This window comes from Rhizomicrobium sp. (genome assembly GCA_037200385.1).
Taxonomy (GTDB): Bacteria; Pseudomonadota; Alphaproteobacteria; order Micropepsales; family Micropepsaceae; genus Rhizomicrobium.
Genome location: JBBCGL010000001.1, coordinates 858,253 through 877,573 on the forward strand (window position 1 = coordinate 858,253; position 19,321 = coordinate 877,573).

The following is a 19,321-nucleotide window of genomic DNA, read 5'->3' on the forward strand; positions in this document are numbered from 1 at the left end:
GGGCGCTTGCTTTCCCGTACGTCGTGTCAATATCCGCAATTGTGGCGGTGCAGCTATCGGCGGCTTTTGCGTAGAAATTTCGTAGAGTATCGCATCATGGCGTAGAGAAGGCAGAGCTGGCGGATGGGGTGAGATTCGAACTCACGGTGACGTCGCCGCCACGCCGGTTTTCAAGACCGGTGCCTTAAACCGCTCGGCCACCCATCCGCTTGCCCGCCCCAGATACTGAAGCGGCGCCGTCCTCGCAAGACATGCCTCGACAACGCCGCGCCGCCCATGTCTCATGGAGACATGAAGCCCCGGCGCATCCACCCCGGCAGGGCCACCCGCCTGCTGGATCGCTTTCCGATCCCACTGATCAGCAAATTGGCGCCCGGACTGCTCGTCGATGTCGGCGCGGCGTCCGGCGAGAAGATGCGGGCGATGCTCGACGCCAATCCCGCATCGCGCGTGATCGCCTATGAGCCCTTCGCCGGCAATCTCGTCTATCTCGATGCGATCGCGGCGCGCGAGCCCCGCCTGACGGTGCGGCCGGTCGCCGTTTCGGATCGTGCCGGCACCGGCACGCTCGACGTGCCGTCGGTGGTCGCAGCCGACAACCAGCCGCCGGGTCATCGCCGCGGCGCCTCCGTGCTCGGGCGCCTTGTGCCGCACGGCGCGCCCGCCGGCATGGGCCATGAGACGCCGGTCGTGCGGCTCGACGACGAGATCGCCGAGCCGGTGCGCTTCCTCAAGCTGGACATCCAGGGCGGCGAGCGCGCAGCACTGAACGGCGCGCGGCGGCTGATCGAGAGCAAGGGCGTCGACTTCATCTTCGTCGAGTTCAATGGCGATTTGCGCGTGCTGCGCTTTCTGGAGGCCCACGGCTATGTCGTGTTCGACGGCGTCTACCTTGCCTGGCCAAGCCGGCGCGCGCTGCGCGGCCTGTTCGGCGGCGGGGTGCCGGGGCGCTGGCATCGGGTGGACAGCATCGCCCTCTCGACCGGCGCGGCGGCGGCACGCGTCTGGCCGCAGGTGCCGTTCCGCTCCTTTGCGCTCTACTGTGCGTGGTTCGCGTTCACGAGGTTGTTCGTCTGCGGGCTGCAGACCGATCTTCTCTGCGTACACCGCACCCAACTCGCGGAATTTTCCCGCATCAACATTGCGGCTCTTCGAGAGAGCAAAGCCCTGAAAACTGGCCGGCCTGCCGCGGTTCCGGCACAGTAGAGCGACGAACGGAGAGACCCAGGATGCTGACGCGCAGGACCATGCTTGCCACCGGCGCCGCACTCGCCGCCGCGCCCGCCTTCGCCAAGCTGAAGTCCGCGGATGCCGAAGCGCGCGCCCTGCACGCAAAGCTCATCTGCCTCGACACGCATCTGGACACCCCTGCGAATTTCGCACGGCCCGGCTGGGACATCATGCAGCGTCACGCCTACGCGACCGATCTGTCGCAGGTGGACTATCCGCGCATGGTCGAAGGCGGACTCGATGGCGGGTTCTTTGCGATCTATACCGGCCAGGGGCCGCTGACGCCCGAAGGCATGCTGGCGGCACGCGATGCCGCGCTGCTACGCGCCGCTGCGATCCGCGAGATGGTCGCGAAGAACGGCGCCCATTTCGAACTCGCCTTCAAGGCGGACGATGCGGCGCGCATCGCCGCCACGGGCAAGCGTATCGTCTATCAGAGCATCGAGAATTCCTATCCGCTGGCGAACGACGTGACCCTGCTGCGCAGCTTTTACGCGCTCGGCGTGCGGATGGCCGGGCCGGTGCACTTCAAGGACAACCAGCTCGGCGATTCCGCGACGGATGCGAGCCGGACCTGGAAGGGCCTGTCGCCGATGGGGCATGATTTCGTCGCGTTGTGCAACGAGCTTGGAATCGTTCCCGACGCCTCGCATTCCTCGGACGAGGTGTTCGATCAGATGGCCGCGGAATCGAAGACCCCGATCATCCTGTCGCATTCGGGCTGCCGCGCGGTGCACGACCATCCGCGCAATATCGACGATGCGCGGATGAAAAAACTGGCCGACACCGGCGGCGTGATCCAGATCAATTCGCTGAGCGCCTATCTCATTGCGACGCCCGCCGATCCCGTGCGCGAAGCGGCGCTGGGTGCGGTTTATGCCAAGCTGCGCGGGCTGGCCGCGCTGTCGCCCGCAGAAGCGAAAAAGGCGGTCGCCGACGCGGCGAAGGCGATGCAGGCGGTGAACGCGCAATATCCCGTGCCGCGCGCGCGCTTCGAGGACTACATGGCGCATATGCTGCACGCCCTGAAGCTGGTGGGACCGGATCATGTCGGCGTCGGGGCGGACTGGGACGGCGGCGGCGGCGTCAGCGGCCTGGAGGATTGCGCGAGCAACTGGAAGATCACGGCGCGCCTGCTGCAGGAAGGCTATGGCGCAGAGGATTTGCAGAAGATCTGGAGCGGCAACGCGCTGCGGGTATTGCGCGCGGCGGAAGCAGGGCGCGCCAAGCCGGCGGCGACGCCTCAGCCGGCCGGAGGCGGCGAGTGAAGGCCGCGCAACGCGACGTTCAGGAACGCCGGCGCAGAAAATCGCCGTCGCGAAGGATCGAAATCACTTCACCTTCGCGGGCGCCGTGAACGCCGCATAGCGCAGGATGCCGGCAGGCTGGCGGGCGGACGCGACCACGGCATCGGTGTTCGGCGCCGGCGTCTCGTATTGGCGGTATTCGGGGACTTGGTCGATGCGGGCGAAGCGGTAGCCCTCCTCGATCAGCGCCGGCACCACGGCCTCGACCAGCGCGCCGGACTGGCGATGCACGCAATGCATCAGCACCACGCCCCCGTCATGGCGGCGGATCTCTCGTAGATAGCCCTTGGCGCAGGTCTCCGCGGTCCAGTGATGGTGCCAGCAGCTCCAATCGGCGGCGCTCATGACATAGCCGTCGCGGGTCATCGAATTCTCGCCGCCATTGTCCCAATAGATCGGACCGACATAATTGCGCAGGACGGGGTCGGCGTTGAGGATGTCGGCATGGGCGCTGCGCCAGGCACCGTAAGGCGCGCGGAAGTAGAACTTGTCGCCCGGCTTCATCAGCGGCGCGATGAGGTCGTGAACCGCGCGGATCTGGTCGATCAGCTTCCCGGGATCGCTATCGAAGCGACGGCCCAGCAGCGGATGGGTCGCGCTGTGATTGGCGAGCAGGTGCCCCTCGGCGGCGATGCGCGCGAGGATGTCGGGATAGCGCTGCGCCATGTTGCCGACGATGAAGAACGTCGCCTTCACATTGAGCGCCTTGAGCGCGTCGAGCACGGCCGGCGTGTTGGCGTTCGGGCCGTCGTCGAAGGTCAGCGCCACGACATGGGCCTGCCGGAGGCCGGAATGGAAGATGTTCTTAGGCTGGAAAAGCGCGATGCGGTCGTCTGATGGATCGGCGCTCGCGCTGCCGATTGCGGCGGCGGCAAGCGCCGCGCCCAATACGAACTTCCAAAAACGCATTGCGCCCAGCCCCTTAACCGACAACACCCGTCCCGGACCTGAGTGTAGGCGTTGCCTGCCGTGCCAACAAGGCACAGCGGCCGGTTATGGCTAACGTGCCGCGAGGGTCAGGTGCCGACCGAAAGTTCCCGACTCCGCGCGTCGGGTAAGGCACCGGTCGGCTCTCGAGCACGTCCCGCGGTTTCGCCTTTCTCACTCCGCCAGACGGGCAACGGCGTCGTGCAATCTTGCAGCCGTCGCTGCCGCTTCGGCGCGCTTTTCGCGCTGCTCGGTCAGGACGTCTTCGGGAGCGCGGGCGACGAATTGCACGTTCGACAGCTTGGCGTCGAAACGGGCGATCTCGTCCTGGGCTTTCTTGAGCTCCTTCTCGAGCCTGGCGCGCTCCTTGGCGAAGTCGATGACGTCGCCAAGCGGCAGGCCGGCCGTCGCTTCGCCGAGCACGAACTGCGCGGAACCCCTCGGCAGCGTGTCGGCGATCCCGGCGGTGACGAGACGCGCGAGCTGGAGGATCACCTCCTTCTGGCGCCCGAGCCTGGCCTGGGTCGCATCGCTTGCGTCCTTGAGCACCAGCGCGATCTTGGCCGAAGGCGGCACGTTCATCTCGGCGCGGACCGAGCGCACGCCTTTGACCAGGTCGATCACCCAGTTCATCTCGGCGCGCGCCGCGTCATCGTGCGCGGCCACCGCGCCCGGCCATTCCGCTTCGATCAGCAACGTCGCGCGCGGCGCGCCGCCTTCGGCCGTCTTCGCCCAGAGCTCTTCGGTGATGTAGGGCATGAAGGGATGCAGCAGCTTGAGCAGCTGGTCGCGCGCCCAGGCGGCGGTGGCCCGGGTCTCGGCCTTGGCACCTTCGTCTGCGCCGCCGAAGATCGGCTTGGCGATCTCCAGATACCAGTCGCAGAACACGTCGTAGACGAAGTGGTAGACCGCGCCCGAGGCTTCGTTGAACCTGAGGGCTTCGATGCTTGCGGTGACGTCGGCGGTCGCCTGCGCCAGTTCCGCGACGATCCATTTGTTCGCGGTGAGCCGGACATTCGCCGGATCGAAGCCGGGCACGGTCACACAGCCGTTCATCTCGCAGAAGCGTGCGGCGTTCCACAGCTTGGTTGCGAAATTGCGATTGGGCTCGACGCGGCTGGGGCCGATGCGCATGTCGCGCGTCAGGCCGGCCGAGAGCGCCAGCGTGAAACGCAACGCATCGGCGCCGAACTGGTCGATGAGATCGAGCGGGTCGACCACATTGCCCTTGGTCTTGGACATCTTGGTGCCCTGCTCGTCGAGCACGCGGGTGTGAATGAAAACCGTGTGGAACGGCACCTCGCCCATGAAGTGCAGCCCCATCATCATCATGCGGGCGACCCAGAAGAAGATGATGTCGAAGGCGGTCGAGAGCACCGAGGTGGGGTAGTAGCGCTTGAGCTCCGGCGTCTCGTCCGGCCAGCCGAGCGTGGAGAACGGCCAGAGCGCGGAGGAGAACCAGGTGTCGAGCACGTCGGTGTCCCGCACGAGCGTCTTGCCCGGCGCTTGCGCCCGGGCTTCGGCTTCGCTCATCGCGACGATGATGTTGCCCTCTTCGTCGTACCACGCCGGTATCTGGTGGCCCCACCAGAGCTGGCGCGAGATGCACCAAGGATGGATGTTGCGCATCCAGTTGAAATAGACGTTGGTCCAGCTCTCGGGCACGAATTTGGTGCGGCCGTCCTCGACCGCCTTGATCGCCTTCTCGGCGAGCGGCGCGACGTTGAGGTACCATTGCTCGGTCATCAGCGGCTCGAGCACGACGGTCTTGGTCTTCTCGTCGTGCGGCACCGAATGGGTGATCGGCTCGATGCGGTCGAGCAGTTCGACGGCGTCGAGATCGGCTACGATGACCTTGCGCGCCTCGGCGACGGAGAGCCCGCGATAGGCCTGCGGCACCGTATCGTTCAGGGTGCCGTCCTTGTTGAGGATGTTGAGCAGGGCCAAGTTGTGGCGCTTGCCGACCTCGAAGTCGTTGAAGTCGTGGCCGGGCGTGATCTTCACCGCGCCGGTGCCCTTCTCGGGATCGGAATGTTCGTCGGCGATGATCGGGATCGTGCGATGTGCCAGCGGCAGCATCACGTTCTTGCCGATCAGATCCTTGTACCGTTCGTCATCGGGATGCACCGCGACGGCGGTGTCGCCCAGCATGGTCTCGGGGCGCGTCGTCGCGACGGTGATGAAGCGGCCGGGCTGGTTCTCGATGGGATATCGCAGGTACCAGAGATTGCCCCTCACCTCGATGTTCTCGACTTCGAGGTCGCTGACCGCGGTCTGCAGCCGCGGGTCCCAGTTCACCAGCCGCTTGTCCTTGTAGATCAGGCCCTGGCCGTAGAGCTCGACGAACACTTTGAGCACGGCCTTCGAGAGGCCCTCGTCCATCGTGAAGCGCTCGCGGCCCCAATCGGCGGAGGCGCCGAGACGGCGCAACTGCTGGATGATCGCGCCCCCGCTCTCGTCCTTCCACTTCCAGACGGCTTCGAGGAATTTCTCGCGGCCGAGATCGACGCGCTTGATCTGGCGCTCGGCAAGCTGGCGCTCGACGATGAGCTGGGTGGCGATGCCGGCATGGTCGGTGCCGACCTGCCAGAGCACGTCCTTGCCGCGCATCCGCTCGAAGCGGACCAGGATGTCCTGCAGCGTGTTGTTGAGCGCGTGCCCGATATGGAGCCGGCCGGTGATGTTCGGCGGCGGGATCATGATGCAGAAGGGCTCGGCGTCGGGGCGGCGGCCGGCCTTGAAGGCACCGGACGCCTCCCATTGGGCGTAGATGCGCCCTTCCACGTCTTTCGGATTGAATGTCTTGTCGAGCATGGGAACCTACTAGCACCGCCCCTCCTCTACGGGGAGGGGCGAAATCGTTCGAGCAAGCGAAAACGATTTCGGGGAGGGGTCATGGCTGGTGCCGGACCCCTCCCCGAAAAATTCTTCGCTTTGCTACGAATTTTTCAACCCTCCCTCAAGGGGAAGGTCAAGATAGCCCGGCTATTTGCCGCCCCGCGCTTTTACCACGCGTTCGACTTCGTTGCGGACCGCGCCTTCCAGCAGCGCCGGGAAATGCTCGTCCATCCATTCGCGGATGAGCGGCTTCACGGCGTCCAGCAGATCCTTCTTGTTGCTGTCCATCCACTGGTGGAGGACGGGATCGAAGGCGCCGGCGATCGCACGCTCGAACACCGCTTCGACCGACGAGCCGTCGGGCACCGCGGCGGGACGGGCCGGCTTCGGCGCGGCGGCCGGCGGCTCGACGGCCGCGGGGATCTTGGCAAAGGTCTCTTCCATGGCCTTGCGGGTGCTGTCCGAGAAGATGTCGTCATGCGCTGCGGCCGGGGCCGCCGGCGGCGTCTCTTCGATGCTCTCAAATACGACATCCGGCTCCGGCTTGGGTGCCGGGGCGGCCGCGCGGACGGGTTCCGGCTTGGGCGGCGGCGGCGATTCCTCGACCTCCTGAGTCAGTTCCAGCACGTCGGCCTCCGCCGGCGCGGCGGCAGCCGGCGCGACAGCGGCGGGCGGAGCGGCCTCGGTCGAATCTTCCGAGATGATCTTGCGAATGGAGGCCAGGATTTCCTCCATTGTGGGCTCATGCTGCGGGTTTGACGCCATGGTGCAACTCTCCGGAATGCGCGCGATCGTGGGGCGATCGAGACCCTAGGACAATGACGGTCAGAAGGCAAAATTTTCGTTAATGGTCTGAGATTTATCGGTGACAATCGACCTCTGGATCGGCCGAATGCCGCATCAATCGCCAAACCCGATCCAGGCCGCGGCGTCATTGTCGTAATGCAGCAGCGGATCGTAGAGCTTCACCTTCAGGCCGAGATTTTTGGCTGTGAGCGTGCCGTTCGCCGCCAGGACCTGGAAGGCGGCGACCTCGGCATTGCGCTTGGCGCTCACCAGCGCGACCTCCGCGTTCAGCAGTTCCTGCTCGGCGTTCAGCACGTCGAGGATCGTGCGGCCGCCGACCTGCTGTTCCTTGGAGACGCCCTCGAAGGCGATCCGGTTGGCGCGCAGGGCGGACTCGTTGGAAGCGATGGACGCTTCCGCCGACTCGAACTGTGCCCAGGCCGTCGCCACGGCATCGCGCACCTGGCGGTCGGACACGTCGACATTGAGCCTGGCCTGGGCATGCAGCTCTTTCGCCTGGCGCAACGTCGCCTCCTCCACACCGGCCTGGTAGATCGGAACATTGAGCTGGCCGGTAATGGTCAGGGCATGGCTGGTGGTACCGGCCGCGCCGACCTGCACCGTGCCGAAGGGCGAGATCAGCCCGCCCTGGCTCACGCCGTACTGGCCCTGCACCGACAGCGTCGGAAGCATCGCGCCGACAGCGTCGTCGACCGAATAATCCGCCGCGACCTCATTCTCGCGCGCCTGCACGATGGCTGGATTCTGCTTGACCGCGATGACGATGGAATCGTCGACCCCGGGCGGCAGGGCGGGCGGCAGCGACGGCTCGGCTTCGAGGGTCTCGGGCATGCGGCCGATCGCCTGCGCGAAATTGGCGTTGCTGACCGCAAGCTGGCTCTGGGCCGCGGTGAGATCGGACTGCGCCGCCGCAAGCCGCGCCTGGGACTGCGCCACATCGGTGCGGGTGAGCGACCCCGCGTTGAACTGCGCCTGCGTCGCGTCGGCCTGTTTCTGCAGGACTTCGACATTGTGCCGGCGCAGACGCAGGATCGCGCCGTCGCGCACGACGTCCATATAGGCGGTCGCGGCGCTCAGCAGCACGGTCTGTTCGGCGGCGAGGAGCTGCGCGCGGGCGGCGCGGACCTGGGCCTTGGCGCGGCCGATCTCCGCGATGGTCCGGCCGCCGCGCAGGAGCGGCTGGGTGATCGTGATCGCCGCCTGTGCAGGATGCGCGGACACGGTCGAGAACGGGCCGAACACCATGCCGGTCGAGGGATCCGTCACGGTCTGGGGATTGAAGTAATATTGCTGGTAAGCGTAGGTGCCGCCCGCCGAAATGGTCGGGCGCCAACCGCCATTCGCGATCGCGACATTCTCGTCGGTCGCGCGCAGCGAGGCTTCCTGGGCGGCAAGCTGAGGGTTGGTTTCATAGGCAACGGCCAGCGCCTCGGCGAGAGTCAGGCTCGGCTTGACGTCCGGCGGTGCCGGCACGGGATCCGGAGCCGGATCGGCAGCCGCCACCCGCGCGGCGGCCGGCTTGGGCTTGTGCCCCTTGGCGGCCAGCACCGGCGCGGCCAGCAGCACAGGCAGCAGCGCGAGGGCCGCCATACGGATGGTCAGTTTCATTTCAAATCCCCTTCTCCATCCCCCAGATGGGGATTTCAGAAGACGAATCCAACCACCTTGCGGAAGCCGCTCAGCAGCGGGATCGTGGCGTCGAAATCCATCCGGCGGCCGATGCCGCCCTTGTCGCGTACAAAGAGGTGGGCGCGCCCCTGCTCGCCCTGGTTCACGATCGCGACGAGCCGGCCGCCCTCCGCGAGCTGGCCGGTGAGCGTGTCGGGCACGTCCTCGACCATACCTTCGATCACGATGACGTCGAACGGCGCCTGCGCCTTCACGCCTTCGGTCAGGCCGCCCTGCACCACCGTGACGTTGGTGGCGCCGTTCGTGGGCACCATGTCGGAGGCGATGCGGACGAGATCGGCGTCCTGCTCCAAAGCGACGACCGATTTGACGATCCGGCCCAGCACGACCGACGAATAGCCCGTGCCGCAGGCCACATCGAGGACCCGATCCGTGGCGCGCAGGCTCGCAAGCTGCAGCAGCTTGGCAAAAGTGCGGGGATCGGGAAGGAACCGGCCATGCGAAACCTCCACGGGCACATCCGCATAGGCGAAAGCGCGCTTGGCCGTGGGCACGAACCGTTCGCGCGGCACGCTGTTCATCGCCTCCTGGATGCGGATGTCGGTGACGTCGTTGGTCCGGACCTGGGCCTCGACCATGTTGAAGCGTTGGGTAGCGTAGTCGGCCATGGGAGATTCGCCGCTGGATTGAGGACGTTGGCTTATAGGGGCCCGGTTCGGACCTGACAACGTGGGGATCGGACGCGGGAGGTTGTCCGGCGGTGCATGCATCTGTTATAGGGCGCGTCCGCATCCAAACCCAGCCGGGACTTGGGAATTCCTCGTGAGGCCACGTGGCGGAGTGGTGACGCAGCGGACTGCAAATCCGCGAACCCCGGTTCAATTCCGGGCGTGGCCTCCAGCCTTCTCCTGCAAAGCCCGAGACTTCCTCGCCCAACCGGACGGGCCGGGGCACAAGCCTCAAAACAGATGTGTCCGGCAAAGCCGGGGAAATTCGACCCAGCAGAACGTCGTCACCCGGCGCAGAAGCGACGTCTTGTGCGCTCGCTCGTTCGGCACGAAGGCCGCCGGAAGGTCCGGCGCGGGGACGGCTACGCCGAGGACCGCCAGCCGTTGCCTTCGCCCAACCGCCCGCTTAGCGAAGCGCTCGACCTCGCGCTCCAGATCATCCAGAGCGGTTCGCAGCTTGGCATCCATCTAAGTCCGCTTCACATAGAAAAACCGTTCCAGCACGGTCAGTTGTCCCTCGAAAGTCCCCAAATTCTGCGTTTCGTGCGTCTCGCGAATCGAGAAGCGGCAAGGTTCGGCCTGAACATCGGCCCAGGCATTGAGCTGCGCCGCCGCGGCCCGGAACGCATCGAGGCTCAGGGGCTGACCGGAGGCCAGCGTCGCAACGCCCGGCAGGGCGGAGACCTCCGCGCCAGCCTCCCAGGCGGGCGCGCCACGTATCCGGCCGTCGGCGAGCAGCGTGAAGTCGATCAGATAACCGCTGGTCGCAAGGCAGCGCGGCAAGCCGGGCGCCTTGCCACCCAGCGTCTTGCGCAACAGGCCATTCTCCTGCTGCAGCGAGGCGATGATCCGATTGGCATTGTCGAGCCGTTGTTGGCCCTCAGCGATGCTGCTGATCCGTCCGCTCGATATCACCCCACTGTCCGGCTGGAAGGTCTTCGGATTGATGCCCATGCCGCGGATGAAGCGCTCGAGTTCGGCGATCCGCTCCCGCGAGGCCTGCAACTGCGCCTTCAACGTGCTGTTCTCGCCCTCGAGCTCCGCGATACGGCTTTGCGCTTCGCGCAGCTGCTTTTGGACCAGCGGAATGTCTTTGAGTCCCTCCTCTTTCGCGAGAAAGGAATATGTGATCGCCATGAAGACCAGCAGCAGCATGAGCTCGGTCAAGCTGAGGCTGACGACCTGGGCGCGGCGAACCGCTGCGATCTCGCTACGCGTCGTCATCGGCTTTTTGGGCGTCGCGAATGGCGGCCGTGATCCGCGCCGCGCCCTGCGTGAGGGCCTCCGCAACGGACGTCGATTCTGATTGCATCTTCGCCGTCGCGGCAGCGGCTTCGAGGCGCATCTTCTCCGCCGTGGCCCGCATCTCGGCGGTGGCGCCGTCGATCTGTCCGCCATAGACGCGCGCTTTGGCATCGAGCGACGACCACAATACTCCGAGCTGTTCTGCGAGAAGATTGGCGCGACGACCGAGTTCTTCGATGCCCTTGCCGGCGCTTGCCGCCTCGGCCAGCTGCCCTCTTGAACCTTCGAGCGAAACCGACGCCAGATGCTGCGCCTGCGCGATAGACGTATTGGCAGATTTCAGTACGTCTTCCAGACGGGCGAGATCGTCTCGTGTGCGCCCGAGAATCGCCGCGCTTTCCTGCAGCACGCGCGAATACTCGGTGGAACTCTCGCTCAGGCTTTTTTGCAACCGTAGAGCCTGCTCGGCGAAGGAGTCGAAAATCGGATTCAGCCGGCCCGTCAGCGAGTCCATCGGGATATCGAGCTTTTCGATGCGTTCCGCCACCTGCTTGACGGCGGCGTCGATGCGCGCGGTGGCGCGGCCGGCGATGGTCGGAAGCTCTTTGTTGATCGCGCGGATGGCGTCCGCGGTCTCCTCCCGCGACCTTTTCGTCTCATCGTAGAAAGCCGATGCGAGATCGGATGCCGACGTCATGATGCCGGTCTTGAACCTCTTCAAGTCTTCCATCGTCGAGGTAATTTCCGCATTTAGCTGCGCGACATATTTGGCGATGGACTCGCGGGTCTCGTCCTCTTGGTCCGCCACGGTCGGACGGAATTGGATGGTCAGGATACGAAACGACATGCCGAAAAATGTCGTCCACAACGCGAAGCCGAACTTCTCGATGAAACCCGCGCTGGTCAGCCCGCCGCGCCCCAGCGTCATCGAAACGAGAAGCGCCAGCAGGGTGAGGATAAATCCTTGATAATAAAGGCTGTCGGCGAAGCGTTCGCTGTTGCGCGTGCTCTTTGGATTGAGGAGACCGAAAAAGAAATAACCGAACATCGCAGCGCAGGCGCCGATCGTCCCCCAAACGCCGCCCATGAAGCAGCCGATGCAGCCCGCCACCGTGCTCAGCAGGAAGGCATAGTTGAGCGCGGTCCCCAGAGTGTCGGAGGCGCCCGCCGGCTTCGCTCCTGCGGGTGCCGCGACGCTCTCACCGATGATGATGGGTTGGGGCGCCGGTGCCGTATCCGCGGTCATCGCAACAGCAGCCGTTTGAGCAGTCCGGCGTTCAGACCGACATCGTCGATGGAAGAGACCGTGGCGCCGGAATGCCGCAGGGCGCCTTCCCATTTGTGTATGCGCTGGTCGAGAGACCTGGGATCCAGCCGATCGGAATCCAGCACGCGATAAAGCATCACGGCATGCATTCCGGTCAGCGCGCCGAAACCGCCGGATTGCTGGCGGCGGCGATCCTCCTGAAAATCGGAAAGAACGACTAGTGCGTGGAATCCCGCCGTATCGTAGGCCGACATCCGCGCAACCGTGTCGAGCGCGCCCGAGATATCCGTGAACTTCTCCGGCGCGTGCAGGAAAATGGCAAGGGGACAGTCCTTGGCCGCGAAATCCCTTAGCTGTTTTAGGTTGACGAGGCTGTCTGCCGTACTCTTCACCGAGAGGATGTTCGGCGCATAGACAGCCTCGCATAGCGGAGTGCGGGCGAGACTGCGGTCGCCGATCGCGAGATAGCGGACGGCAATCGGCGGCTCGATCTCCGTAGCAGCGGCACTTACGGCATCGGCGATGACGGAAAGGACCTTGCGATTGTCGGCCTCGGATGCCGGATTGAACCAGGTGCCCGAAAGATCCACCAGCACGGTGATCGTGCTGCGCGGTTCGCGCGGCAAACGGTTCTGAGCTTGCGCGCTGCCAAGGGCGAGCGTCGCCGCGATGCAAAGGCTCACGAACCAGACCGGGCGATGGCTCACGTGGGATTGAACTGCATGACCGCCCTGTCCTTCAGAAACAGATAGCGGAACGGATAGGCGAGCCAGGCGAGCACCTCCCGCATCGCCCAAAGGACAAGCATGACGGCGCCGGTGAAAAAGCCGGCGAGCGACACCAGGACGCCGGAAAGCGCCCTGGCAGCCACTCTGGCAATGACTCCGAGGCTTGCACCGATCAGACCGAGCCGGCCGCCACAGAAGAAGAAACAGAAGCTCGCGAGCATCGCGATGGCGAACCACAACATTCGTGTCGTGGTGGCCGACTGCATCGCATAATAGCCGTTCGCGACCGCAATCATCACCATGATGACCGCCGCAACGGCGATGCCCGCCCAGTCGGCAGCGGGATTGCGTGTCGGCACCGCATCGGCCGAGGATACAATGGCGTTTTCGCGCATCGCCGCATAACCGGCAACCAGCGCGCCGCAGGCCTCGACGATCGCGATGACCCAGCCGAGCCATACGCTGTTCAGATGCATGGAGTGGCTGGCGATGCCGAGTTCGGTGTAGAGCAGCGCGACCCCGACGACGAGGATCGCGGCAACCACGGCGATGATGACGTTCGCGGACAACAGTCGCAGCATCGCGCCGCGATCCAGCGGTCTGGCCGCGGACATCCTTATCGCCTCGGCGTCCGCGATAGCCGCCGTGAACTGCGCGCGGCCTTCCTCGATGACCGCGGCGTGGGAATTGGTCGACGCCTCCGCCGAATCGAACGTCGATTTGAGATCGGCCATCGTGGTGTTCAGCACCGCAGAAGCCTTCTGGGCCGTCGACAGGCGCTCGGAGATCAATCCCGCGCTGCGCGCCTTGAGCCTCAAAGACCGGCGCCACTGCCGCACGATGTGGCTCTCGGAAAGCTCGACGATGCCCTGAACCAGCAAGTGACTGGTGAGGGCGAGGCCGCCAACCAGGATGGGTCCGAAAATCCCCAACCAGAGCTTGAAGATCGCAGGCGCCGGATTGGGCGCAAACAGGGCGTCGAACAGCGTCCAGTCGCTGCCGAGCTTGCTGTAAAACGCGCCTTCGAGCCCGGCCAAGCCGAGCGTGAGCGCGATGAGAAGTATTTTCACGGCGATATTGCCGGGTGTCATCCCCTTGAAGAAGACGAACAGCCCGCCGAAAGCGAGTTCGGCAATTGAGAACAATGCCGCCAAGACGAGCGCGATCTCGATGCCAAAATATCGCTGGCCGGCGAAATAGCTGTCGAAGAATTGGTCCAGCATCCCGGTATTGATCGCAACGAAAGCGGCGCACAAAGCGGTTCCGAGGATCACCTTGACGACGGCGCGATTCTTTCCGAGCTGGATTTGCTGGAATTCTGCCGGCGACGGCGGGGGCACCGTCTCGGGATAGACCATTTGGCTCAAGGCATACGAGCTCTGCGTAATCCGCGTGCCGGCTTGGGAAACGGTAGCGTCCAGCGACGCGATCTTGCCCGGTATCGCCGCGAGCCGCTTCTGCACACGGGCGATTCGGCGCGCGATGGCGGCGTTCTCGCGCGAGAACGAATATTGCTGTGCGTGGTCCGCCACAAAACGATCGACGAGATCCGATCGACTGCCGAAGGTCGCCCGCGCCAGGTCGAAGAGCCATCGACAAGTCTGCCGCAGGGCGGCGATCGCCCGTTCCAGCGCCGGTCCGATGATCCGCTCGGTAAAATAGGCTGGGATCGATAAGACCACCCCAGCAATGATAGCGACAAGCGCCAATATTATGATCTTCACTAGCCAAGGCAGAAGCCAGTTTATCTCGGAAAGTTGTTCAAAGAACTGCTTGATCATTTGGCGAATACCGCGGCCCCGGCATACTTTATTCAACTGTTCGTTGTCCCGGCAAGACCTACGTGTCGCTGCGGATGCGGCCGCTTGCTCGTTCGCGGACGCAATGGCGCAAACCTCTCTGCGCTTCGTCTTTGCCGCTGGCACGGCCGCGTACGCAGACCGGCAAGCGATGTTTCCTCGGATCATTCGGGGCCAGGTTCGGCGGCGCGATTCGCGCGGCCGGCGCCTGCATGCAAGCCCATGCCGCCAAATCGGGCATGTTAAGCTTTTATTAACCTCAAGGCCGCAGAGTTCCCGCGTCTTCCCTTGAAGACACCCCACCATTACCCAACGCCTTGGGGCCGGGCTAACCCCCGGCCTCTTTTTTTTGCTGTCCCCATGGGGGGCATTTGCGAGGCGCGGTTTTTGGGCTTTTCATTGGCGGACGGACGCGTTAGACACCCCGTCCTCAAGTGTGTTCCTCGGTAGCTCAGCGGTAGAGCAACCGGCTGTTAACCGGTTGGTCGCTGGTTCGAATCCGGCCCGGGGAGCCATTTTTCTTAACAAGATTGGTCGGAAGCGGCGGCGCCTGTCAGGCGGCGTCGGTCTTCTGCTGCGTCTCAGGCTCGGTCGAGCCGACCGGCTCGCCGGCGAGCCGTTTCACAGTCTTGGAGACCTCCTCCAGCTTCGAGAGCACGCCGAACAGCAGAAGCAGCACAATGACGTTGATGACCACTGAAATCATACTGAACATGCTGCCGTGCTCCTCTGCGCCGCGGATAGCCTAGCACGACACGATCAAATGTAAGGAGGTTCGATGCCCTCGGCCGCGAGCGATTCGCGAACGGCCGGCCGATCGGCGACGTGCCCAGCATGACGCGCCAGAGCCGGGAGCAGACGCGGCGGCGACGGCAGAGCGCGACCCCAGCGCACGAACATGAACAGGTAGAAGTCGGCAGCGGAAAAATCCTCGCCCAGCAGCCATGCATGTGTTTCGAGATGCGTATCGATCTGCGCGAAGGTCTCGCCGATCCGCCGGGCTGTGGCGGCCTTGACCGAATCGACGCTGCCAGGATCGTCGACGAATTCGCCGGCGTAGAACCACGCCCGGAACTGGGTCTGCAGCGCATTGCTGATCAGCACCATCCATTTGTAATACGCGCCGCGCGCAGACGAGCCCGGCGGCGGTGCCAGTCCGCGTTCGAGGTGCCGGTCGGCGAGATAGAGCGCGATCGCAGCGGTCTCGTAGATAGGCATCCCGTCATCGATCAGCACCGGGATCCGTCCGGTGGGATTGAGCTTCAGATAAGCGGCGCTCTTCTGTTCGTCGTTGGCCCGATCGACCAGCTTGAGGGTGAACGGGGCGCCGATCTCGCGCAGCAGCATGTGCGGCATCAGACTGGCATTGCCGGGGAAGTAGTGCAGCGTATACATCGCGGTCGCCTCGAATCGCGCCGAGAGTTTGGCACGGCTTTGCCGGACTATTGTGCCAAGGCTGCGCGCAACGCCGCGACCATCGCATCCGCAGCGAACGGCTTCTGGACCACGACCTTTCCGGCCCAGCGCGCGTCCATGCCGCTCTTGCCATAGCCGGTCGTGAAGACGAAGCGCGCCCCGGCCGCTTCGAGCCGCTCGGCCACCGGATAGACCCGTTCACCGCCGAGATTGACGTCGAGCATGGCAAGGTCCGGCTGCCGCTCGTCGATGCAGATCAGCGCTGCCGCCACCGTTCCGGCATGTCGGATGTCCGCGGCGCCGAGCTCGCCCAGCATGTCCTCGAGCAGAAAGGAGATGATGGCTTCGTCCTCGACGACAAGAACGCTCAAGCCGTCGAGGAGATGTTTGCCGGCATCGGCTTCGGTCATGGCGCCTGCCTACTATCCCGGCAGGGGAATTTCCATCATGCAGTGCACGCCGGACGGCGTGAATTCGAGCAACGGACGTCCACCGAGCTCGTGCGCGATGCTGCGCTCGATCAGGCGCGTACCGAAGCCGCGTTTGTGCGGCATGGTCACCGCCGGACCGCCCTGCTCCCGCCATTCGACGATCAGCCTGGTGCCGTCCACCCGCCAATCGAGCGCGACCGAGCCGGCGGGCGTCGAGAGCGCGCCGTACTTTTGTGCGTTCGACGTCAGTTCGTGCAGCACCATTGCGATCGCAAGCGCGCTTTGCGGCTTGAGCCGCTGCGACGGACCAGAGACTTGGACGGCACTGTTCGCGGAACCGCGAAGCGGCGCGAAGGTGTCGTGGACGATGGTCGCGAAGTCGGCCCATTCCCAGGCGTTGCGGGTGAGCTGGTCATGGACCCGGCTCAGCGCCATCAGCCGGCCTTCGAACGTCTTGTCGCCGGGATTCGTCGAGCCGCGCATGGTCTGCGCCGCCAGCGACTGGATGGTCGCAAGCGTGTTCTTGACCCGATGGTTGAGCTCGTCGATCAGGCCGCGCTGTTGCGCCCCGGCGCGCTTCTGTTCGGTGAGGTCGACCAGCATGTTCACGGCGCCGATGAACTCGCCATCGCTGCCGAAGATCGGAGTCGGATACGGCATGAAAGGTACGCGCGTACCGTCCGGCCGTACCGCGACCGCCTCCGGCCCGACAACAGCGCGACGCTCCTGGATGGCCACGGCCATCGGGCATTGGTCGTGCGGCAGGGGCGTGCCATCCGGCAGGGCGATCTGCCACGAGCCGCACCACTGCTGTTCGCCGAGCGGCGGCGCAAAGCCCCACAGCGCCGCCGCTGCCTGGTTGAAATAAGTGAGCTTGCCGTCGGCATCGGTCGTGTAGACGGCGACGGGCAATGCTTCCATGACGCGACGGCCGATGCGCCGTCCCTCGCGCATCTGGCTCTTCATCTGCGTGAGTTCGCCGATGTCCTGGAAACAACTCACCGCACCGACCAGCGAGCCCTGCTCGTCGAGCAGCGGATCGACATTGACGAGAACGGTCAGCGCCTCGCCGCTTTCCCGCAGCAGGATCATTTCCCGGTCGCGAACAGACTGGCCATCGGCGAGAACTTGCGCCATGGGGGACCGATCGAAGGCAATCGGCGTGCGGCTGGGCTCCTGCAGCGCGAAGGCGGCGTCGAACCGAAACCGCTCGTCGGCGAGAACGGGGGTCCGCCCCCACAGATCGACGGCACGGCGGTTGAATTGAACGATGAGGCCGTCCCGGTCGCAGGTGTAGACGCCGATAGGCAGGTTTTCGACAAGCGAGGCGGGCGAGCGGACGATGCGCTCCAGCGCCAGCGACGCGACCGGTGCAACCCGGGTTGGGCTTTTATCCGCAGAACTGGACATTCAAGATCCCCTACTCGGCGCGCACTATACCCCATCTCGGTAAGCAAAACGCAAAGACGGATGATCGGTTCCGCAATAAGCCATTGAACCATGGGCGAGAATCCCTCGTATTCGTTAACATGGCGCCGGTCCTTTTTTGGTTTCGACATGATTTGCGGCTGGCAGACAACCCAGCATTGCACGCCGCTTTGGCGAAGAGCGATGCAACGATCTGCGTCTATGTTCTGGACACTGAGGCACCGGACGACCGGCGGGAGGGTGCAGCATCGCGTTGGTGGCTTCACCAAAGTTTACAAGCACTTGACCAATCGCTTTCACGTATCGGTGGAGCTCTGGTGCTGCGCCGGGGCAGCCCCGAGCGCATCGTGCCGACGCTGGCGCAAGAATTCGGTGTCGCCAGGGTGTTCTGGAGCCATCGCTATGATCCCCTGGGACGAGGTCAGGACGCGAGCGTCCGAGCGCGACTGACGGCCGCCGGCATAACGACAGAATGTTTCAATAGCTCGCTCTTGTTCGAACCTCGGGATGTGAAGACCGCGGCGGACACGCCGTTCCGGGTTTTCACCCCGTTTTGGCGCGCGACACGGGCGCTGCCGGAGCCCGGCCGCCCCTTGCCGGCACCCAAAGCGCTGCACACACATGACGCCCCAGGCGACCGGTTGGAAGATTGGGCTTTGCTGCCGACCAAACCGGATTGGGCCGGCGGCCTGCGGCGGGCGTGGACGCCGGGCGAGATTGGCGCCCGGCGGCGCCTCGATGGCTTTCTTCGGACCCTGTCGGGCTATGGCGCCGCCCGCGACGTGCCGGCCGCCGAAGCCACGTCGCGCCTCTCTCCGCATCTGCATTTCGGCGAGATTTCGCCCCGGCAAATCTGGCACGCGCTTCGCGGCCGGGAACCCGACAGCGACAAATTCCGCTCCGAGCTCGGCTGGCGGGAGTTCAATCACCACCTGCTGTTCCACCACCCACAACTCCCGGAGGCACCGCTCGACCGCAAATTCTCGGCCTTTCCCTGGCGCAGCGACGCCGTGGGTTTCGCGGCCTGGACGAAGGGGCGCACCGGTTTTCCCATCGTCGATGCGGGGATGCGGCAGCTCTGGACGACAGGTTGGATGCACAACCGGGTGCGGATGATCGCGGCGTCCTTCCTGGTCAAACATCTCGGTATCGACTGGCGGCGCGGGGCGGCCTGGTTCTGGGACACGCTGGTCGACGCCGATCTCGCGAACAACGCCGCGAACTGGCAGTGGGTCGCGGGCTGCGGCGCGGATGCCGCGCCGTTTTTCCGCATCTTCAATCCGGTGCTGCAGGGCGAAAAGTTCGATCCCGATGGCGCCTATGTCCGGCGCTGGATCCCGGAACTGAATAGGATGCCGGATAAATATATCCACAAGCCTTGGGCGGCGCCTTCCGATATCCGCCGCGCGGCGAAAGACTATCCTCAACCGATACTTGACCTCGCGACCGGGCGGCTCCGGGCGCTCGCGGCGTTCCGTTCGCTTTCTTCGCCTTGAAGGCCCCTGCCCGTCCCATTAGGTTCGCTGCGATTCCCTCGACCG

Annotated in this window: 17 protein-coding genes and 3 tRNA genes; 5 read left to right on the forward strand and 15 right to left on the reverse strand. The window is 64.8% G+C overall.

Annotated elements, in window-relative coordinates; translation table 11 throughout:
* Window positions 1-117: 117 nt before the first annotated feature.
* Window positions 118-207: transfer RNA gene (locus WDM91_04040), tRNA-Ser, on the reverse strand.
* Between the two features lie 84 nt (window positions 208-291).
* Here WDM91_04040 and WDM91_04045 point away from each other — a divergent pair.
* Complete coding sequence (locus WDM91_04045; GenBank protein ID MEI9993746.1) at window positions 292-1,206, forward strand: FkbM family methyltransferase; 915 nt, start codon at window positions 292-294, stop codon at window positions 1,204-1,206.
* Window positions 1,207-1,229: 23 nt separating this feature from the next.
* On the forward strand, window positions 1,230-2,498 hold the full coding sequence (locus tag WDM91_04050) for a dipeptidase (GenBank protein ID MEI9993747.1): 1,269 nt from the start codon (window positions 1,230-1,232) through the stop codon (window positions 2,496-2,498).
* A gap of 63 nt (window positions 2,499-2,561) precedes the next feature.
* Here the strand turns inward: WDM91_04050 and WDM91_04055 are convergent, their stop codons facing one another.
* The 5 genes from WDM91_04055 to WDM91_04075 all read right to left on the reverse strand — a co-directional run bounded on the left by WDM91_04055 (window position 2,562) and on the right by WDM91_04075 (window position 9,406).
* A complete protein-coding gene (locus tag WDM91_04055) occupies window positions 2,562-3,446 on the reverse strand; it encodes a polysaccharide deacetylase family protein (GenBank protein MEI9993748.1) in 885 nt (294 codons plus the stop codon).
* A 192-nt stretch (window positions 3,447-3,638) separates the two neighbouring features.
* Entirely contained in the window at window positions 3,639-6,278 is a 2,640-nt protein-coding gene (locus WDM91_04060) for a valine--tRNA ligase (GenBank protein MEI9993749.1), read from the reverse strand.
* A gap of 171 nt (window positions 6,279-6,449) precedes the next feature.
* The gene (locus WDM91_04065) at window positions 6,450-7,067 is read right to left on the reverse strand and encodes a DUF2497 domain-containing protein (GenBank protein ID MEI9993750.1); all 618 of its coding nucleotides are present in this window, start codon (window positions 7,065-7,067) and stop codon (window positions 6,450-6,452) included.
* A 135-nt stretch (window positions 7,068-7,202) separates the two neighbouring features.
* Window positions 7,203-8,717: a TolC family outer membrane protein gene (locus WDM91_04070; GenBank protein ID MEI9993751.1), complete on the reverse strand. Its 1,515-nt coding sequence runs from the start codon at window positions 8,715-8,717 to the stop codon at window positions 7,203-7,205.
* Between the two features lie 35 nt (window positions 8,718-8,752).
* Complete coding sequence (locus WDM91_04075) at window positions 8,753-9,406, reverse strand: protein-L-isoaspartate O-methyltransferase (GenBank protein MEI9993752.1); 654 nt, start codon at window positions 9,404-9,406, stop codon at window positions 8,753-8,755.
* A 158-nt stretch (window positions 9,407-9,564) separates the two neighbouring features.
* On the opposite strand from WDM91_04075, the gene WDM91_04080 reads away from it, so the two are divergent.
* A tRNA-Cys gene (locus WDM91_04080) sits at window positions 9,565-9,638 on the forward strand.
* A 59-nt stretch (window positions 9,639-9,697) separates the two neighbouring features.
* Here the strand turns inward: WDM91_04080 and WDM91_04085 are convergent.
* From WDM91_04085 to WDM91_04105, 5 genes are read right to left on the reverse strand one after another with little or no spacing between them, the layout of a single operon-like run.
* Window positions 9,698-9,934, reverse strand: a complete 237-nt coding sequence (locus WDM91_04085) for a hypothetical protein (protein ID MEI9993753.1) — start codon at window positions 9,932-9,934, stop codon at window positions 9,698-9,700.
* Window positions 9,935-10,621, reverse strand: coding sequence for a hypothetical protein (locus WDM91_04090; GenBank protein ID MEI9993754.1), 687 nt, complete (start codon window positions 10,619-10,621; stop codon window positions 9,935-9,937).
* 55 nt (window positions 10,622-10,676) lie between these two features.
* Window positions 10,677-11,957, reverse strand: coding sequence for a hypothetical protein (locus tag WDM91_04095; protein MEI9993755.1), 1,281 nt, complete (start codon window positions 11,955-11,957; stop codon window positions 10,677-10,679).
* Window positions 11,954-12,685, reverse strand: coding sequence for a hypothetical protein (locus WDM91_04100; protein ID MEI9993756.1), 732 nt, complete (start codon window positions 12,683-12,685; stop codon window positions 11,954-11,956). The genes WDM91_04095 and WDM91_04100 overlap by 4 nt, the downstream gene beginning before the upstream one ends.
* Window positions 12,682-14,487 carry a hypothetical protein gene (locus tag WDM91_04105; protein MEI9993757.1) on the reverse strand — a complete coding sequence of 602 codons (1,806 nt, stop codon included), beginning with the start codon at window positions 14,485-14,487 and terminating at the stop codon, window positions 12,682-12,684. The genes WDM91_04100 and WDM91_04105 overlap by 4 nt, the downstream gene beginning before the upstream one ends.
* Before the next feature lie 458 nt (window positions 14,488-14,945).
* On the opposite strand from WDM91_04105, the gene WDM91_04110 reads away from it, so the two are divergent.
* Window positions 14,946-15,020 (forward strand) — tRNA-Asn (locus tag WDM91_04110).
* Between the two features lie 38 nt (window positions 15,021-15,058).
* On the opposite strand, the gene WDM91_04115 is transcribed toward WDM91_04110, so the two are convergent.
* The 4 genes from WDM91_04115 to WDM91_04130 are packed head-to-tail and all read right to left on the reverse strand — an operon-like array spanning window position 15,059 to window position 17,762.
* Window positions 15,059-15,220 (reverse strand): hypothetical protein, encoded by a 162-nt coding sequence (locus WDM91_04115; protein ID MEI9993758.1) that lies wholly within the window; start codon window positions 15,218-15,220, stop codon window positions 15,059-15,061.
* A 44-nt stretch (window positions 15,221-15,264) separates the two neighbouring features.
* The gene (locus WDM91_04120) at window positions 15,265-15,900 is read right to left on the reverse strand and encodes a glutathione S-transferase N-terminal domain-containing protein (protein MEI9993759.1); all 636 of its coding nucleotides are present in this window, start codon (window positions 15,898-15,900) and stop codon (window positions 15,265-15,267) included.
* 47 nt (window positions 15,901-15,947) lie between these two features.
* Window positions 15,948-16,331 carry a response regulator gene (locus WDM91_04125; GenBank protein MEI9993760.1) on the reverse strand — a complete coding sequence of 128 codons (384 nt, stop codon included), beginning with the start codon at window positions 16,329-16,331 and terminating at the stop codon, window positions 15,948-15,950.
* Between the two features lie 12 nt (window positions 16,332-16,343).
* Entirely contained in the window at window positions 16,344-17,762 is a 1,419-nt protein-coding gene (locus tag WDM91_04130; protein ID MEI9993761.1) for an HWE histidine kinase domain-containing protein, read from the reverse strand.
* Between WDM91_04130 and WDM91_04135 the strand changes: the two genes are divergently transcribed.
* On the forward strand, window positions 17,735-19,276 hold the full coding sequence (locus tag WDM91_04135) for a deoxyribodipyrimidine photo-lyase (GenBank protein MEI9993762.1): 1,542 nt from the start codon (window positions 17,735-17,737) through the stop codon (window positions 19,274-19,276). The genes WDM91_04130 and WDM91_04135 overlap by 28 nt on opposite strands.
* The last annotated feature ends 45 nt before the right edge of the window (window positions 19,277-19,321 follow it).

What these genes read in the sequence shown, in the direction of transcription:
- WDM91_04045 (MEI9993746.1), top strand. Translation starts at nt 292, where the DNA reads ATGAAGCCCCGGCGCATCCACCCCGGCAGGGCCACCCGCCTGCTGGAT.
- WDM91_04050 (MEI9993747.1), top strand. Translation starts at nt 1,230, where the DNA reads ATGCTGACGCGCAGGACCATGCTTGCCACCGGCGCCGCACTCGCCGCC.
- WDM91_04055 (MEI9993748.1), bottom strand. Translation starts at nt 3,446, where the DNA reads ATGCGTTTTTGGAAGTTCGTATTGGGCGCGGCGCTTGCCGCCGCCGCA.
- WDM91_04060 (MEI9993749.1), bottom strand. Translation starts at nt 6,278, where the DNA reads ATGCTCGACAAGACATTCAATCCGAAAGACGTGGAAGGGCGCATCTAC.
- WDM91_04065 (MEI9993750.1), bottom strand. Translation starts at nt 7,067, where the DNA reads ATGGCGTCAAACCCGCAGCATGAGCCCACAATGGAGGAAATCCTGGCC.
- WDM91_04070 (MEI9993751.1), bottom strand. Translation starts at nt 8,717, where the DNA reads ATGAAACTGACCATCCGTATGGCGGCCCTCGCGCTGCTGCCTGTGCTG.
- WDM91_04075 (MEI9993752.1), bottom strand. Translation starts at nt 9,406, where the DNA reads ATGGCCGACTACGCTACCCAACGCTTCAACATGGTCGAGGCCCAGGTC.
- WDM91_04085 (MEI9993753.1), bottom strand. Translation starts at nt 9,934, where the DNA reads ATGGATGCCAAGCTGCGAACCGCTCTGGATGATCTGGAGCGCGAGGTC.
- WDM91_04090 (MEI9993754.1), bottom strand. Translation starts at nt 10,621, where the DNA reads ATGCTGCTGCTGGTCTTCATGGCGATCACATATTCCTTTCTCGCGAAA.
- WDM91_04095 (MEI9993755.1), bottom strand. Translation starts at nt 11,957, where the DNA reads ATGACCGCGGATACGGCACCGGCGCCCCAACCCATCATCATCGGTGAG.
- WDM91_04105 (MEI9993757.1), bottom strand. Translation starts at nt 14,487, where the DNA reads ATGATCAAGCAGTTCTTTGAACAACTTTCCGAGATAAACTGGCTTCTG.
- WDM91_04115 (MEI9993758.1), bottom strand. Translation starts at nt 15,220, where the DNA reads ATGTTCAGTATGATTTCAGTGGTCATCAACGTCATTGTGCTGCTTCTG.
- WDM91_04120 (MEI9993759.1), bottom strand. Translation starts at nt 15,900, where the DNA reads ATGTATACGCTGCACTACTTCCCCGGCAATGCCAGTCTGATGCCGCAC.
- WDM91_04125 (MEI9993760.1), bottom strand. Translation starts at nt 16,331, where the DNA reads ATGACCGAAGCCGATGCCGGCAAACATCTCCTCGACGGCTTGAGCGTT.
- WDM91_04130 (MEI9993761.1), bottom strand. Translation starts at nt 17,762, where the DNA reads ATGTCCAGTTCTGCGGATAAAAGCCCAACCCGGGTTGCACCGGTCGCG.